Source organism: Akkermansia muciniphila (genome assembly GCF_030848305.1).
GTDB classification, from domain to species: domain Bacteria; phylum Verrucomicrobiota; class Verrucomicrobiia; order Verrucomicrobiales; family Akkermansiaceae; genus Akkermansia; species Akkermansia muciniphila_A.
The window spans coordinates 2,016,563-2,031,663 of record NZ_CP114598.1 but is presented as its reverse complement, the minus strand read 5'-3'; the positions used below and the strand labels follow the sequence as shown (position 1 = coordinate 2,031,663).

20 protein-coding genes are annotated in these 15,101 nt (G+C 60.2%); all 20 read right to left on the bottom strand.

The window, feature by feature from the left end:
• Window positions 1-4 precede the first annotated feature (4 nt).
• The 20 genes from O4G22_RS08860 to O4G22_RS08765 all read right to left on the bottom strand — a co-directional run bounded on the left by O4G22_RS08860 (window position 5) and on the right by O4G22_RS08765 (window position 14,984).
• Window positions 5-409, bottom strand: a complete 405-nt coding sequence (locus O4G22_RS08860) for a hypothetical protein (protein ID WP_249851715.1) — start codon at window positions 407-409, stop codon at window positions 5-7.
• 2 nt (window positions 410-411) lie between these two features.
• Window positions 412-2,631 carry a hypothetical protein gene (locus tag O4G22_RS08855; protein ID WP_249851714.1) on the bottom strand — a complete coding sequence of 740 codons (2,220 nt, stop codon included), beginning with the start codon at window positions 2,629-2,631 and terminating at the stop codon, window positions 412-414.
• Window positions 2,632-2,697: 66 nt separating this feature from the next.
• A complete protein-coding gene (locus O4G22_RS08850; RefSeq protein WP_249851713.1) occupies window positions 2,698-3,285 on the bottom strand; it encodes a hypothetical protein in 588 nt (195 codons plus the stop codon).
• Window positions 3,286-3,342: 57 nt separating this feature from the next.
• Entirely contained in the window at window positions 3,343-3,558 is a 216-nt protein-coding gene (locus tag O4G22_RS08845; RefSeq protein WP_094136102.1) for a hypothetical protein, read from the bottom strand.
• Window positions 3,559-3,565: 7 nt separating this feature from the next.
• Complete coding sequence (locus O4G22_RS08840; protein WP_249851712.1) at window positions 3,566-4,054, bottom strand: hypothetical protein; 489 nt, start codon at window positions 4,052-4,054, stop codon at window positions 3,566-3,568.
• On the bottom strand, window positions 4,051-4,680 hold the full coding sequence (locus tag O4G22_RS08835) for a hypothetical protein (protein WP_249851711.1): 630 nt from the start codon (window positions 4,678-4,680) through the stop codon (window positions 4,051-4,053). Before O4G22_RS08835 ends, O4G22_RS08840 begins: the two co-directional genes overlap by 4 nt.
• Window positions 4,677-5,441 carry a hypothetical protein gene (locus tag O4G22_RS08830; RefSeq protein WP_249851710.1) on the bottom strand — a complete coding sequence of 255 codons (765 nt, stop codon included), beginning with the start codon at window positions 5,439-5,441 and terminating at the stop codon, window positions 4,677-4,679. Before O4G22_RS08830 ends, O4G22_RS08835 begins: the two co-directional genes overlap by 4 nt.
• A gap of 48 nt (window positions 5,442-5,489) precedes the next feature.
• Entirely contained in the window at window positions 5,490-5,918 is a 429-nt protein-coding gene (locus tag O4G22_RS08825) for a hypothetical protein (RefSeq protein ID WP_205573679.1), read from the bottom strand.
• Between the two features lie 76 nt (window positions 5,919-5,994).
• Complete coding sequence (locus tag O4G22_RS08820) at window positions 5,995-6,906, bottom strand: hypothetical protein (protein ID WP_249851709.1); 912 nt, start codon at window positions 6,904-6,906, stop codon at window positions 5,995-5,997.
• A 42-nt stretch (window positions 6,907-6,948) separates the two neighbouring features.
• Window positions 6,949-7,344, bottom strand: a complete 396-nt coding sequence (locus O4G22_RS08815) for a hypothetical protein (protein WP_249851708.1) — start codon at window positions 7,342-7,344, stop codon at window positions 6,949-6,951.
• Between the two features lie 36 nt (window positions 7,345-7,380).
• Window positions 7,381-8,376, bottom strand: coding sequence for a phage protease (locus O4G22_RS08810; RefSeq protein ID WP_249851707.1), 996 nt, complete (start codon window positions 8,374-8,376; stop codon window positions 7,381-7,383).
• A 120-nt stretch (window positions 8,377-8,496) separates the two neighbouring features.
• Entirely contained in the window at window positions 8,497-10,494 is a 1,998-nt protein-coding gene (locus O4G22_RS08805; protein WP_165477133.1) for a phage portal protein family protein, read from the bottom strand.
• Window positions 10,495-10,561: 67 nt separating this feature from the next.
• Window positions 10,562-11,263, bottom strand: a complete 702-nt coding sequence (locus O4G22_RS08800) for a hypothetical protein (RefSeq protein ID WP_165477134.1) — start codon at window positions 11,261-11,263, stop codon at window positions 10,562-10,564.
• The gene (locus tag O4G22_RS08795; RefSeq protein WP_249851706.1) at window positions 11,260-12,192 is read right to left on the bottom strand and encodes a terminase large subunit domain-containing protein; all 933 of its coding nucleotides are present in this window, start codon (window positions 12,190-12,192) and stop codon (window positions 11,260-11,262) included. The genes O4G22_RS08800 and O4G22_RS08795 overlap by 4 nt, the downstream gene beginning before the upstream one ends.
• A complete protein-coding gene (locus O4G22_RS08790; RefSeq protein WP_094136112.1) occupies window positions 12,176-12,748 on the bottom strand; it encodes a hypothetical protein in 573 nt (190 codons plus the stop codon). Before O4G22_RS08790 ends, O4G22_RS08795 begins: the two co-directional genes overlap by 17 nt.
• Before the next feature lie 13 nt (window positions 12,749-12,761).
• The gene (locus O4G22_RS08785; RefSeq protein WP_094136113.1) at window positions 12,762-13,019 is read right to left on the bottom strand and encodes a hypothetical protein; all 258 of its coding nucleotides are present in this window, start codon (window positions 13,017-13,019) and stop codon (window positions 12,762-12,764) included.
• The gene (locus O4G22_RS08780; RefSeq protein ID WP_143246896.1) at window positions 13,016-13,354 is read right to left on the bottom strand and encodes a hypothetical protein; all 339 of its coding nucleotides are present in this window, start codon (window positions 13,352-13,354) and stop codon (window positions 13,016-13,018) included. Before O4G22_RS08780 ends, O4G22_RS08785 begins: the two co-directional genes overlap by 4 nt.
• Entirely contained in the window at window positions 13,351-13,869 is a 519-nt protein-coding gene (locus tag O4G22_RS08775) for a M15 family metallopeptidase (RefSeq protein WP_207306338.1), read from the bottom strand. Before O4G22_RS08775 ends, O4G22_RS08780 begins: the two co-directional genes overlap by 4 nt.
• A 151-nt stretch (window positions 13,870-14,020) precedes the next feature.
• Window positions 14,021-14,659 carry a hypothetical protein gene (locus O4G22_RS08770; RefSeq protein ID WP_306713865.1) on the bottom strand — a complete coding sequence of 213 codons (639 nt, stop codon included), beginning with the start codon at window positions 14,657-14,659 and terminating at the stop codon, window positions 14,021-14,023.
• Between the two features lie 73 nt (window positions 14,660-14,732).
• A complete protein-coding gene (locus tag O4G22_RS08765) occupies window positions 14,733-14,984 on the bottom strand; it encodes a helix-turn-helix domain-containing protein (RefSeq protein ID WP_094136117.1) in 252 nt (83 codons plus the stop codon).
• Between the last annotated feature and the right edge of the window lie 117 nt (window positions 14,985-15,101).

Here is a 15,101-nt window from a genome sequence, read left to right as displayed (position 1 = left end):
GGAATCAGGATTGAGTGAAATAGCGGAAAAACGCCACGGCGGCGGGGTCCGTGAGGACAAAGGAGGGGTATTCAATCGCCGTGAATAATTTTCGGCCACCCTGGGCGTTAATGGCTTCGACTGTAAGGATTACTACTTCCTTGGTCTGGTAAGATCCGGCATCACCACGCGAAAACCGTAATACCCAGTTGCGCCGCGCCCACACCTGGGACGCCTGCCAATCCTCGCCCAGCCCCACCAGTGCGGCAACGACGGCGGCCATGGCCGGGGCCTGATCCGCTGGAATTTCATTAGGGGCGTAGCGGGCTGTCCGGGTGTACCCTTCCTTGTCCGGGTAAATGGCCGTCAGAGTGAATTCCTGCCATGTTCCAGGCTTCGGAAACTGAATTTGTATTTCTGCGTCGTTCATTATTAGAGAGGTATGTTAATGTCCACAAAATCAGCCGTTTCTTCGGCTTCAATATCGTTTCTTGCCAATGCTTCCAGCGCGTAATAAACGGGATTGATGTTGCCGGGCTGGTAGAGGGTGCGCACCGCAGACCCCACCTGCATGTACACATCCCCGCTCGCGCTCCCCGGCAAATCAGTAACTATCGAACTAATCCCTAAGCCCGTTTCAAAGGCATTAACGCCGCGCACCACCGCGATTTTATGCAGCTGCACCGTCTGCCCTCCGCCCGTCAGCAAATAGAGGCTGCCGTACGAAATATATTCGCTCTCGAATTTGTACTGGGTTCGTTGATGATAGATAATTTTATTAACGATTGAAGGTATAGGCTCGTTATGCGTCGCGGGCACAAAACTTGTAGTAGTTTTCACCCTCCACCCTGCCGCCTCGGAAAGAGCGTAAATCTCACGCACCTTGACCACGTAGCCCCCGCGGGTCGCATCCCGTACATTATCAAATGTGATGTCCAGAATTTCGCCGCTGTTGTGGGCCAGATTATTGCCAGGGATAATACTGTACGATCCCTGGGTTAAATCAGATCTTGTCGTTTTGCTGCCTCGTCCGATGCCTATGGTAATTTTGCCTGCGCCGGGTATGCGCCACGGAATGGAGAATCCCGCAAAGTTGGAATAATTATGTTGACCGTTAGGCCCTGTGAAGGGAAAGACAATCGTGCTGTGAGTCCCGGCAGGCACTCTAACCTGCGCATACTGGCCGGGAATGAGAACGGTAATTGCCGCCGTCCCTGTCGCCGTAATGCTGCCCGTGTTGAGGTAGGCGTGCTGGGAAAAAATGTCCGTCACTCCGGCCAAGCCTGCGGCATGCAGGCGGTTGACTGCGCCCGTATCGGTCGGCGCCCCCACAGCAAGAGGGATGTTGACGCCGCCGTTGGCGTTGACGGCCCCGTCAAACGTGCCTCCCGCAGCAGTGATATTGCCGGCCAGCGTCATGTTGCCTGCATCATCCACCTGCGGTATGGCCGCCAGAGCATTAGCCGCCGCTGTTGCAGAGTTGGCCGCATTGGTGGCGGAGGTTGCGGCATCGGAGGCAGACGTGGACGCGGCAGCGGCGGACTGGCCTGCCGTCCGCGCCGCAGCCTCGGCGGTCGCGGATGATTGGCGCACATCCCGCCCCAGGCTGTCCAGTTGTCGCGCGGTGGCCAGCTCTATTCCTCCCAGGGTGATGCCGTCGTCATAGTCCACCACCACGGTCATCAAGGGAGCCATCGTACCATTCACGGCGGGCGGGTTGGACACCTCCGTGATCAAACCGCGTCCGGGGACGGAAGGGGTCAGGACAGCGTGCATGCCCAGCGCGTAGGGCGTCATCTCCGTCCCCTCGCACACCTGGATGATGATTTTGTCTCCGCGCTGCAATGTAACGCCCGGCGTAAATACCCACGTGGCCGTCTGGCCGCTGGACAGGTTGGACACATAGGCGGAGGTCCCAATCAGGCTGTAAGCGCCGTCCGTCAGCCGCCAAATCCGCAGGCAATACTGATTCAGGGCGGGGTCGGTGAAAAAATACACGGTGGAAATACTCGTCAGGCGGCAGCTGTCGGGCAGATGCCCCGCCAGTATCTCGTCTCCCCAAGTGAATGCGTAGCCTCCGACGATGGTCCAGGTGTCGGCGGCATCTCCGCTGGACAAGGTGGATTGCCCGGTCACCGCTTCCAATTCCACGCCCGCATCCTTGAGCGCGGCCGGCAGTTGTGCGGCCAGGGCGTCGGCTACCAGTTCGGACCAGTCGGCCAGCACATCCTCCGGAGGGATAACATCCGCCGGCAAGATGTCTTGGCGCACGGTTACCCTGATCAGGGAGGAGGTGCGCTGGGAACCATCACCGGCTATGAGGACCACCTCACCGATCAGGTCGATGCTCGCGGCGCTGTTCATTGCCGCAATCAACTGGGTCGTGTTGACCGACAGGCTCCCGACATAAGCCGGCCCCAGGGCATCATCGACCGGCTCCAGATTGGTGGCGGCCAGCACCAGGGAATCGTCCCCCAGGGATTTTTTCACGGCCAGCACGGGCACCTCGTCAGAATTCGAGGGGTTGCCGGGGCCGTCCGTCAGGACGATGCGCAGCGGCATCTTGTCGCCCCGCACCAGGGCCATGTCAGTCAGCGGCACCTGGCCCGCCGTCGTCAGGGCCAGCGTGTTAGCATCTATGTATATAATCATGATTGGAAAGATGGAAGGGGGAAAGCGGAGCCGCCCCAGCCGGACGGCTCCTGGATGGGCGCAGGGTTAATCCGCCGCCAGCTTGGCCAGCGCCAGGCTCGTGAACGTAGCCAGGGGGGAATTCTTGATGGATAGCTCAAACTCGCACGTCACCGGATCGGACGCGAAATTCGGGCTGTTGGTGAGGGATAAATCCCCCATCACGCAGAAATGGGCCAGCTTTTCGGCGTTATTGCCGGAGTTGCGCAGTTCTCCATACACCCAGCAACGGATGTTGCCGGAGGATGAAAACGGCGCGGCTTCCTGGTCATCTTCCAGGCAGCCCGCCACGCCGAACGCCAGCTGGATCGCTTCAGGCGTCACCTCCTGCGTCGTGAACTTCAGCTTGGACTGCTGGGCGATCGACAAATCGCGCATTTCATAAAATCCCGCGTCGTTCACGCCTTCCACCGTCGCCGTCTTCTTCTGGCGTTCGCTGGTAGCCGTCTTGATCTTACCCAGGGTCAGCCACGGTCCGGGCTTTTCCGGGGTGGGAGCGTCGGGCTTGGCCCCTTCTCCCACCGTGTTTCCTGCGGTGACGGTTTCCCCGAATTTTGCAATGCGGATGATCATGCCTCCGATCAAATTATCGACAAATCTTTTTTCGTATGCCATGTGCTTGGTTTGGTTAATAGTTAATTGTTAATGGTTCGTCGTTCCGGCTCCGGTCCGTTAAAATACCCGGCAGCCGGCTTTTGCCTGTTCGAGCGCCGCAGCCTGGTCGGGCGTGACGTTCACCACCACTCCGGCCAGGTAGGTCATGCCGCTGATGTTGGTGCCCGTCCTGGTCACGCGCACTTTCACCAGTTGCGGCTTGGCCTGGCTGCTGACGCCTGCTTCCCCCGCGGCGGATGCCGGGGCCGTCTGTTCTTTTTCTGTCTTTGCCATGTTGTTGCTATGGGTTCAGGGTTTCTCGGATCGAGAGGAAAATCACTCTGCCGTCCACGTTCTTCAGGTCCGGCACTTGTTCCGTGCTTAGTTCTGTAATTTCCGCCACCCAGGGGGCTGTCCCGGCCAGCTCGTCGTTGTGCGGGGACCATTTGCGCAGCCGCCGCAGCACGGCGGCGGTCAGGGCGGACAAGCGGCGGATCGTGGGGTCAGCCCCCACTTGCCCGGTCGTCATGACCAGGATGGCTGCCGTGGCGACAATCACGCCGGGGTCCGGCATGTCCACACCCTTCCAGGGCGGCGGCTGGGGTGCCTGGGGCATGACCGCGATGGCCGCATCATACTGCGCCACGGCCAGGGCAAGGTTGTTCACTTGGTCGCTGGCGTCAAACGGGGCGGGCATCACGTAATTGGCCAGTTCTTTTTTTCCGGCCAGGCGGTCGATCACCGCCTGGGCAAACACGTATTCGGGGCCGTCCGGTAGTTCGTTGTTCATCGTTTCGTTCGGTTGGAAATTCTAGTTGCCAGGGTGTCCACGGCGGAGGATTTCACGGTGTCGGTCAGTTCCTGATCCGACGGCAGAACGGTGCGGTCGGGGTCGTGCGTCACGGATTTAAGGAGCAGCCCCAGCGGCGTTATTTTCTGCTTCCAGCCCTTGTACATGCGCTTGCGTTCCTGGACGCGGGCCAGGTAGGGCATGCGGCTTTTGACGTTGTACAAGACCATGATTTCCTCCTGGGGAATTCCGGCCTCGGCCAGCGTGATCCGCCGCTTGCGCAAAGGGGAATCCGGCCCTGGGACAAGCAGGCTTTTGGTGGGGCGGCCCGTCACGGGGGAGATGCGGCCAGTCGCCCGGACCGTGCCGCCCAGCAGGTGCAGGCGCACCCCCGTATGGCTTACCGTCACGCGGGCCGTGCGGCCCTCCATGTGGCTTTCCGTGGCTTCCGCCGCCCCGGCCCAGTAGTTCCGCGATCCGGTCTGCTGGGATCGGTCGATAAAATGATTCTTCAGCAGGTCGCGCAAATCGTCCCCGGCGTGCCGGGTCATGGCCTGCAAATCCTCCGGCGTGACCATCCTGGCCAGGGCAACGGACATATCCAGGTTCACTTGCAGACTAATCATGCCCGGCCTCCTTCCATGATTGCCTTGTCCCCGCGGATGCTCACTTGCACATCCAGGTTGCGGCTGATCCAGTCGCGCAAATCCTGATCCACTCCTTTCATGCTCGCTTCGGCGCTGCTGAAATCTTCCTGCCCGGCTGCCGCCGCATCCTGCAACCCGTCCGCCGATACGGACTTCACACCCATCCCGCTATTAAAGTCAAAAGGCGGGTAGCCCGTCCCCCACCGGGACAGCAGCTGCCAAATCCGGCTATTCACCAGGGCGCGCTTTCCTTCGGCATCCACGCCCAGCCGTTCCGCGGGGGAAAGCTGCGCATACGCATCTTTCCAGCGCGTGTCCCAGTCCCGCGGTTCTTTCCTGGTTCCCACCCGGACCAGCTGCCAGGCGTGGGGCCTGTCGTCGGCCAGCAGGTTTTCTTTCCAGGCATAGTTCCGCGCCTGGGCCACTGTCTGGTCAAAAATCAAATTCTGGCGTCCGGGTGTCGTCATGTCCCGGATCGTCCCCTCAGCATCCTCCGGGGCCTCATAATTGTAAAATTTAAGTACCGCCTGCAAAAACTCGCGGGCGGAAGCATTCAGCCATTCGCCGTTCAAAATTTTCCGGGATCCGTCCCGGATTGCCTGAACCGTCTGAAGATGGTTGCAGCCAGCCGAAAAAACAGCACGCTGCGTGAATTCCCGGCCCATTTGTTCCAGCTGGGCGGAATTCAAGTTGGTCGGCATCAGCCGCTTTCCCATCAGTATTTCTTCGGCGCTTGGCATCCTATTAACTATTCGCTTTTAACTGTTCACTGCCCGCATGCGCGGGCCTTACATCACCCCGCCGTGGCGGCTCATGCCCCACCGGATCGGCCTTCCGGAATAGTGCGGGCTGGGGGTCTTGTCGCTGGCGTCATCGGTGATCACGTAGCTGCCGGAGGATAATTCCTTCAGCACGTCATTGGCGTGCTGCCACTCCGCTTTCCGCTCGTCCGTCATGGCCAGGGCAAACCGGACCAGGACGCGGTAACGGACAATGGCCCCGGCTTCCGCCATCAGTTCCGCGGGGATGCAGTCAGGGCTTCCCTGTAACCTGGTGCGGCCTCCGGAGGCAATGCGGCTGCGGATGGTGGCCGCCGTCTCGGCCAGGATGCCGGGAATGGGATCGGGCTGCACCTGGGCGCGGTCGCGCGTTACGCTGGCCAGTTCCCCGGCGTTCAGTACCTGGTTCAGGATGGTTTCAGTTAGGGGCGTCCACATGGTTTTTCTTCTGGTTGTAAGTTCCGGGGGCGGCGTTGCGCCCCCGGAACAGTCCTCGTCAATCGGTCATTCCTGGTTACGATACTTCGATGCGTGCGGCGGCTGCCGGATTGGTCACTTTCCGGTGAGTGGACCAGTACATCATGTCCACCACTTCCAGCGTCCGTTCTTCGGACAGGATTTCCGGGCCGGAAGGTTCCAGCGTGAAATCCTTGGCTGCTGACATGTCGTTGCGCGTCGGCGCGTCCTGGGAGTAGAACATGAAAATGTCCGATCCCATAATGCCCTGCATCTTGCCGGACTTCCCGCGTGCTGCGGGCTGGTAGGGCATGGATGCCAGGGACACGTCAATGTCCGGGAACACCAGCATGTTCTTCAGGGTGTCCAGGCTGGCAGTCAGTTCCAACCCCTGAAGGCGATTAAGGAAGAACGGATGATTCTTCATGACCACCCAGGCTTTCAGCCCCAGGATCAAATGCGTCGGCTTGCGCCCGATGGCCGCCTGGATCGTCAGGGCCAGGTTATCCAGTTCCTGGATGATGTTGGCTTTCTGCCCGGCGGTACTCGTCCAGTTGCCGCTTCCAGCCGTGACTGGCACCCCGGCTTTCCAGATGGTGACGGCTTCAACTTCCCTCGTGACCAGCTGGGAGCTGATCAAATCCTGAAGGTTGCTTTCCCGTTCATCATCCCCTCCGCCGTCCTGTTCCATGTCGAATTTCCAACTGCCGACCTCCAATGCGTGGGGCTTGCAGTTGTAAAAATCGTCCGTGGCGTTGGTGTCTATCCGCGTAGGAGAATTCCCCCTGGACAGGGCCGTTTTATAAACGCGGAACGCGTTGTCGATGTCCCGCTTCTTGTAACTCCCCACGGCGGTTTTCACCCCCACGGTTGGGAACAATTTGCGGCTGATGCTGTCCGCCTCGTCCGCATAAGCGGCCTGGCACAGCTCGGTCAAATAACCGTTGTAGCTTGCAGCGTTCTGAAACATATAATGTTAGTATCTATTGCTTATTGTTGGTTGTTGAGTGCGTCAGTCCCCGGCAGAAGACGCCAGCACGGTCGGGAGGGTCAAGTAGGATTCCAGGAGCTGCCCCCCGGTTCCCGGCTCGCAGGCCACGGCCACCAGGGTTCCGGTATCTCCGGCCTTGGCGGTGCCTCCGTCGTCCAGGACAAGCCTGGTTCCCTCTTCCACGCTGCCGGGGGATTCGCTCAACCGCACCCCCACGATCCCCTGATGGGCGGGCAGGAGGTAATCCGTGTCTTCTCCTTCGTCTCCGCCGACGTGGACCACGCCCAGGGGGATGTCGGATTTATCGCACAAGACCAACTTGCCCGATGTGTCTTTCTTCACGAAGCAGCCTTCGCATTTGCGGAGGTCCACGCCGCTTTCCGCCCTCATGACGGCTTGTTGATGGATAATTGCCATGTTGTTTACTGGTTAAAAGTTAATAGCTGGTGCGGCTTACTTCTGCCTCAGGCGGGATTTAGCCATGTTTTTCGCCTTCCAAAACGAGCAGGTGCGCCCGGCGTTGCGTTCCTGTGCCTGGATTTCTTTAGCCGTGTTGGTCAGCAACCTGCCGCGTTCCGCATCCATGCTCACGGTTCCCTTGGTAGCCTTCGTCGCCGGACGGAATCCGGGGCGGGCATATCTCGGAGCAGTGGCGGGAGGTGCACCGCCGCCCTTGCGGTTGATCAGCAGATTGATCATCTTAATACCCAGGTCGCGATTGGTCAGCAGTTCGTCCTTCAGGTCTTTCCGTGCCTCATCGGGCAGGTCCTTCAGTTCTTCGCTGTTGAGCAGCGTTTCCGCTTCCGCTTCCGCGGCTTCCTGTTCGGCGGCCATCAGGGCGTCGAGTGTTGCCAGTATCTGGTCCAGCCCGGCGTCTTCCGGCAGTCCCAGCTTGGCGGCGATTTTTTTCAATTCTTCCATGTTGTTGTCTTGTTGGTTTGTGTTGTCGTTGAGCGGCGCGGCCTGACTGTTGGTGATCGGGCGCTGGCCGGGGTTGTTGGGCTGGTTGGTTAGGGCCAGCCCGACGAGTTGCAGGGGGCGGAGGCGTCCGCCGCCCAGGTCCGCGCACAGCTCCACGCTGTACACGGTCGAAAAATGTTTGTAGATGCGGTCCCGGACCAGGGGGAGGCCCAGCGGCGTCCATTCGATACGGGCGCACAGTTGCAGCCCTTCCGCCGTTGGCAGGGCGGCAAGCTCGCGCACCCAGCCGTAAGCCCGGCTATCCCGCGGCCCGGTGACGGCAACGGACACATGTTCCACGTCGGTCAGCAGCCCTTCTTCCGGGACGCCTGCTTCCACGATGGCCCGCACGGCCTCATCGTCGATGACCTGGATATATTTTTTCCCGTCCGCTGTCTGCTGGGGATGTTCCCCCCAGCGTTCGATGTTGTACCAGCCGTCCCCCGGGTTTTCCCAGGGCTGCAAATCCTCTAAGGTAATGGTCTTCATCTTTGTTGACATTCTGCGTGCGTTGGTTATGGTGTTGTTACGGTGATGCGCGGCCTGGGGGCCATCCGTTAAGGCCGCGTTAGCCCGTGCGGGGAGATGGCCCTCCCGTCCGTACTTCTTTTATCTCTTGTATTTCAGGGTTCCCTTTCTCATCTTTTCGGCTCCATTCAGTCGGCGGCTGTGGAAAAAGCTTCTCACCTGGCCATCCTTGCCCGTGATAAATCCGCTCATGGCAAATTTCCCGGCGTCATCCTTGTACACGCGCAGGTAGGTCTTCTGGCCGTTGTGGGATTCCCACACTTCGTGCGGGTTTTTCACGGCCCGGACAGCTTCAGATAAACGCCGCAATCTCCGGTTCTGTTCCTCGGGCGTTTTGGGGGGCTGGGTGCTTTCCCAGTGATCCAGGACGCCCTTGCTGAAATGCACGTCCTGCCCGTCGATGGACCGGGCCATAAATCCACGCGTCAGGGCTTTCCGCGCTCTTCCCGGGTGGCTGTGGCTGCTGGCCGGGTCGGGGGTCAGGGCGGACAATTTTTCCAGTCCCAGGCTTTTGGCCGTTCCGGTTTGGCCGATGGCCTCATGCTGCCCGCGCCCCCGCTTGTCCCAGCCCTTCTTGGCCCCTTCGCTGGTGCCGTAGTTGGCCAGCAGGTTTCCCTGGTCTTCGTTTTGGGGCGTATTTGCGTTTTGCCGGGGGGCTGCCGGGGTGCTTTCCTGCTTTTCCGGGTCATTGCCCACTTCCAGCCCTGCGGCGCGTTTCATGGCCGTTTCCAGCTTCCGGGCATCATTCCGGATCATGGCCGGGTTCGGCTGTGCGTTGAGCAGCTTTTCCAGCAGGGCAAGTTCCTGGGCCGTCAGGGGGGCGTTGTTCCTGGTCTGCTCAATCTGTGCGGGGATGTGTTGCCAGTTTCCGCGGCTGTTGGCCAGCAGGGGGAAGGAGGGTTGTTCCTGGGACGGCTGCGGCGCCCGGTACGTGACCGTATAGCCGGACGCCTCGCTTACTTCTTCCTCGTCGGCAATATATCCCGCGGCGGCCAATTTCGTGATGTTGTCCACCTGCTTGCCTACGTCTTCGGCTTCTTCGTATTCCAGCGTCCAGTAGGCCAGATGCGGCCTTCCCGGGAAATGGCGGTCCAGCAGGCGGCGGCTCATTTGGCGGTTGAAGCTTTCGGAGATTTCCGCGCCTTCGCCCGCCGCCAACATGCGGAATGTTTCCTGGTGGGCGTTGCCCGCCAGCGTCCCGCTGCCGGATTCCGCCAGCACGGTCAGCTCGCCGCCCGTGCCGCGGCGCACAATCTGCTTGTCGCACCACTCGCAGCGCTGTTTGAAGGTGTCCCCTCCGCGGGCCGTCGTTTCCACAGTCTTGATGTCCCCTCCGTCCGGGTAGCCGCCGCGCCCGTCCCCGATCATCTCTTCGGCGATGCGGTCATATTCCCGTGCCTGTTCGTCAGAAGTGTTTGGCGGGTATTTGAAGAAGATGGCCGGGTTGCCGAACACGTCAATGAATCCGTCCCACCCGTCCAGGGCATGGGCCTTGGCGCAGATGGCGAACATGGCGGGCAGGTCCACGGGCCGGAGGCATTCACGGATGATCAGGCGGCTTTCATCCACGGCTTCCAGCTTGGCGCATGACCTGTCGGCGGATTCGTTGTAATACCAGGCCCCGCCCTTGACAGGCCGGGCCATCAGCCACTGGTCCACGGGTTCCATCCTGATTCTGCCGCCTCCGGCCACGGGTTCCAGGTGCGCGTACCCGCGGAAGGTAGCCGATCCCATGAACCGCACCGCATCCCTCAAGTTGTCGATCTTGCCGTAATATTCCGCCAGGCATTGCTGCTGCTCGTCGGCCAGCGTTTGCAAGTCCGGGTTGTTGCCGATGGCTTTGGCATCCACCTTCACGTCGTCAGTCATTTCCGCCAGGGCGGAGGCGCGGCGGTCCAGGACCGTGCCCAGCATGTCGTCCGTTTCTTCCAGGGCGGCCCAGCACAGCATCACGTCGGCATACTGGCCTTTCCGGTACAATTCATAGAGGGCGCGGGCTTCCTGCGGCGTCAGGAATGGCAGCGGGTTCCGGCCTTCCTTTTGAGAGCGTCGGGACAAAAAGCCGATCAGCCTGATCATGCCAGTCCGGAAATTCCCTGGCCTGCCAATCATCCTGTTCACAAATTGCGGTAAAATGTTCATCGTGTTAAAATCTCCTGGTCCTGATGCCGCCCCAGCGGCGGGTGCCGGAGGCCCGGTTACTGCTCTTCCTGCTCTTGCCCTGGCGGGACTTGTGCCGCCAGGATGACGGGCTGCATGATTCCAGCCCGGTCCCGACGTGGCCCCAGTAGGAAAGCTTGCCGCTGTCAAATGTGTCCGCGTGGTTGCCCTGCGCGTCCACATCGGCCTCGAACCGTGCGCCGTTGCGCGTCACCAGGCGGTGGTCCGTTTCCAGCCATTTGCCCGGAGGCATGGCAATGAGAGCGTCTTCCAGGGCGGAGCAATACGCGGCCCCCATTGCCGTCTTGGCGTCGGATTTTTCGCCGCAGTAGCGGACAACCTGCTGCCCGTAAAACCCCACCACCCGGACTAGGCCGGACAGGTCTTTAGCCAGTTCCCGCGCCAGGAATTTTTCATTGCTGGTGTCCACCACCAGCACGCCACGCTGCTCGCGAGGCACGGCCCCAATGACCAGTTCCAGGATGCCCAGCATGACGGCGTAGTGCTCCGTCTTCCACCTGACCACCAGCCGCTGCCAATATATGCGGTCCCAGTATTCCGTGGCCGTCAGGCTGGACGGGTTGGACTTCTTGCCCTCCGTGCTGGCTACGTCCAGCCCGAAACACACTTTTCCGGCGCACAGGGATTCCGCCCAGTTCGGGGAGATGGCTTCACGGATCGCGATCATGCGCACACCTCCTCCCCGGCCAGGTCCAGGCCCGTGCAATGGCCCAGGCCCATGTTTTGCGCCCGGTTCAGCCAGCCCAGCGGGATGGCTGCCGTGCCGCCCTGAATAAACTTCAGGCCATAGTTGCGATCCACCGACGCGCGGTCCAGGCTGTGCGCCCTGAATTCTTCGTAGGGCACCACCTTGCCGGACAGCGGATCATAGAGCGGCAGCCCGGCCAGTTCGGCGTCCAGAGCGTCCACACGGTGGACCGGGTAGCCCTGTTCCGTCTTGTACCAGTTCCCGGCGGCGTTCGGTTCAAATGTCCGCAGGCCCGGGTTCAGCAGGTCGTAGGTGTAATGCGTATCGTCCGCGGGCGGCGTGCTGAACAGCCAGAACAGGAATTCCGGGTTGCGTGAGATGATCGGTTCCACCGCGTCCCATACGCCTTTGAAGTCCGGCCAGAAGCCGATTTCATCTCCGAACACGTCACCCGTCCAGCCCCGGGCCGTGTCGGGATTGGGAGCGAGGATCTTCGTGCGGCTGTACGCCGTCCGCGTGTGGTAAATCCTGACCTGGGCCGCCTGCTTGTCCATCAGTTCCGCCAGATCATCCACATTCAAGAGTTCTTTGGTGCCCGTGTCGATGACGTTGCCGCCCAGCTGCTTGCCCAGCCTGTCCTGGCAAGCCTTCAGGGCGCCCAGGGCGTCGTGCCAGATGGTTGCCTCCTTCTCCACGATTTCCTTTCCGGTCGCAATGGATGCGCTCACAAAAAAGCAATTCCGCCAGGGCTTTTCAATCATGCGGTCGATGGCCTTGCTGGCAATCGTGTAGGACTTGCCGCCCTGCCGCCGCCACATGAAAAAGCAGATGCGGAAAGCCACGCAGAACGCGGCGTCCTGAAAGGCCAGCAGGTTGACTGCCCGGAAATTGTCAGGATGATGGGGCATCTACAAATTCGGGGGTGACTGTTTTCCGCTGGCCAAACAGCAGGGCGCGCAGCCTGGCCAGTTTGCTTTCGTTGGTTTCGTTGCTGCCGACAATCGCCTGGACTTCCGGACTGGTGGCCTTGTCCAGCAGCGCCTGGGCGGCCAGCATTTGCCATTTGTCAATGTCCAGTTTCAGCCGCTGGGCTTCCATTTGGGCCTTTTGTCCGGCCAGCACCATGCCGTAAAGGCGTTGCAAATCCGCGGCGGATTTTTTGCCCGGGCGCGTAATGACTTCGTAGCAGGTTTGCAGTACGGCGGCATGGGTGGCCTTCGTGACGTTGCCCCGCTTGATTTTGGCAAGCTGGGCGGCATTGTGGTCTTCCGCCGCCCATATCCGGGGCAGCAGGTGCAGCTTGTAGTACTCGCTGATGCTTTGCAGGGACAGCCGCACGCCTCCCTCCGCCAGAATGGCCTGTACATCCTTCAGGGTGGCGTTGGCGGCAAGGGCGTCGTCCACGGCTTGCCGCAATTCCTCCGGCAAGTTGTGGATAGTGCTGTCCGGCCTGGGCTTGCGCATGGGTGTAGGGGGGTTACTGGTTGCTAAGTTCAGCTTGTCCGGCATCCGTAATGCGCCAGCGCATTTCTCCCGTGATCTTGTTGGAGATGCCCGTGATCAGGCGCAGCGCGTCCAGTTCCTTCAGTTCGGTTTCAATTTCCGCGCGGGACGGGGACGGCACCACTTGCAGCTGCACCCGGCAGCGTATGTCATCTTCACGGCGCAGCAGTCCGGCGGGGACATGGGCCAGGTCCCGCAGGATGGCCAGTCTGATTTCGGCGGTTCGGTTCATTTCTTGTTCGGTGGGGTCAGGGTTTTCAGCATGCCGATGATTTCATGCAGGTCTCTGCCTTGTTCGTTGAGGCGGTCATATATGTCTCCCAGGTCTTCTTTCCGGTCATTTTTTATGTCTCGGATTTCTCGTTCCAGCCGGGCAATATCCTCTTTGGTGGCGTATTCGTTGGCCTTGCGGACATTGAGGGGATCATTGGACAAGGATATTTTGCGAGCCTTACCCATCACGTAGCCACCCCCGCCAATAGCGCCAGCCCCCACAAGGGTGCTTATTATCTGGCCAACCGCTCCGGCATCTATCGTGCTCGCTTCCGCCAATAGCTGCATCATCATTTCAATAATTCGGCAAGGGTGGACGTGCCCTGGGTATAGGCACGATGCAGGGCGGTTGTGGCGATTTCTCCCAGCTGGATATGGCCGGGGTCGTAGATGGTGCGGAAGTCTCCGCCCCATACCAGGCCCGCCTGGCGGGTCGCTTCGGCAAGCGGCGCGTAAATGGATTTTGGGCCTTCGCTGGGGGACCAGATGTCCTGTCCGTCTTCAAACAGGCAAAAGTCCGCGGCCAGTCCAAAATTGTGCATGCTCTGGCCGCCCCTGGCCCGGGTGACGCGGGGGCGCTTGTTATATAGCGCGTCCTGTTCGTCGTAGGTCCGGACGCCGCAAATGATTTTCCAATCGGCCTGCTGCCGCATGGCTACGATCACCTGGCGCACCCGCATGGCGGCCAGTGGCTGCAAGGTCCATAGGTAAGACTCGGAGCGGCTGTCCACCTGGCCGTATCTGGCTTGCAGCTGGCTGTGGCTGGTTTCCCACTGCGTAGCGGCTTCACGGGTCAACGGGCCAGTCATACCATCTAAGGCCCCACGGTAAAACCCGGCAAACTTCAGTGCTCGCTGCCAGGACAGCGTGTTCATTTTCAATTCGGCGTACTTCATGATGCTTTCCTTTCTTCACTGTTACTTATTAACTATTTTCCTTTCTGCACCACGGGCGGGGCGATCACCACTTCCGGCACGCTCTGATTCCACAGCAGCTTTCTTTCCCCCGGTCAATCACCAGGGAGGAACCGCCGCGGACAATCACCGCCTGCCCTTCGGACAGGCTCACGCTGGTGGATGCGGGGGCCTCGCTGCTACAGGAGCCGCCCAGCAGCACCATCAGCGCGCCGATGGTCAGCAGCACGTTGCGCTTGATGGTTCCGGGCTTGGCCGGATTGGATGTCCCGGCCCCGGCTATGGACGAATTTGCCAGGTCGTTCTCGCCTGGCACCAGGGGCCGGAACTCCAATTCATTTCCGCCTCCATCGCCGGAGGCGGTATCGCTATCATCGCTGTCGGATGAAATTTGATGCTTCCCGTAAGTTACAAACCGCAGCAGGACATTCACGCCGCCCAGGGCGGTCACAAAGTCCACAGGGTTGTTTTCCAGCCACTCGCGGACGGACGGCAGGAGCAGGGACAGGAGGGCGGCAAGGTTGATCCAAAACGTCCGGGACAAGTACCAGGGCGTGGTCGTCTTTTTCGTTTGCTGGGGCGTAGTTGCCCCGGCGTCTCCCGACGCGAGGGCTTCATTCCCATGATTACCACGATTCAGTTCATCTCCGTTTTTTGTTCCGCCAAAATCTTGCTTGTTAGTCATGCGGGCACTCTAGCCCAGGCTCCGCATTCTTTATGTGGCATTTGTGGCAAATGTGGCGTTTGTGGCAAATGTGCTAAAAAAAGTTGAAGGTGGATTGCATCATCTTCCCGCGCTGGATGGCTTCTGCCCGCGCTGCCGCCGCCATATCCCGCACTTGCCCCTCCCACAATAGCTTTTTTACGCCTCCGGGCACGGCAGGCCAGGCGTACAAGTCCCCCCTCAATATCATGCGCCGCACTGTTTCCCGGCTTACCTTTAATATGCGGGCAGCTTCGGCAACGCTACATTCCGGCCCATTAGCCCAGCGGCGCAAATTTTCGTCCATGTGTCCATATTACCACACGCTTAACGGTTTTTCAGGAGCAGGGACGCAAAAAGCCCCATGCTGGATTTTCAGCATGGGGCTTTGCCGGGAAAGTCTGATACTGCAAGCCTTTTGGAC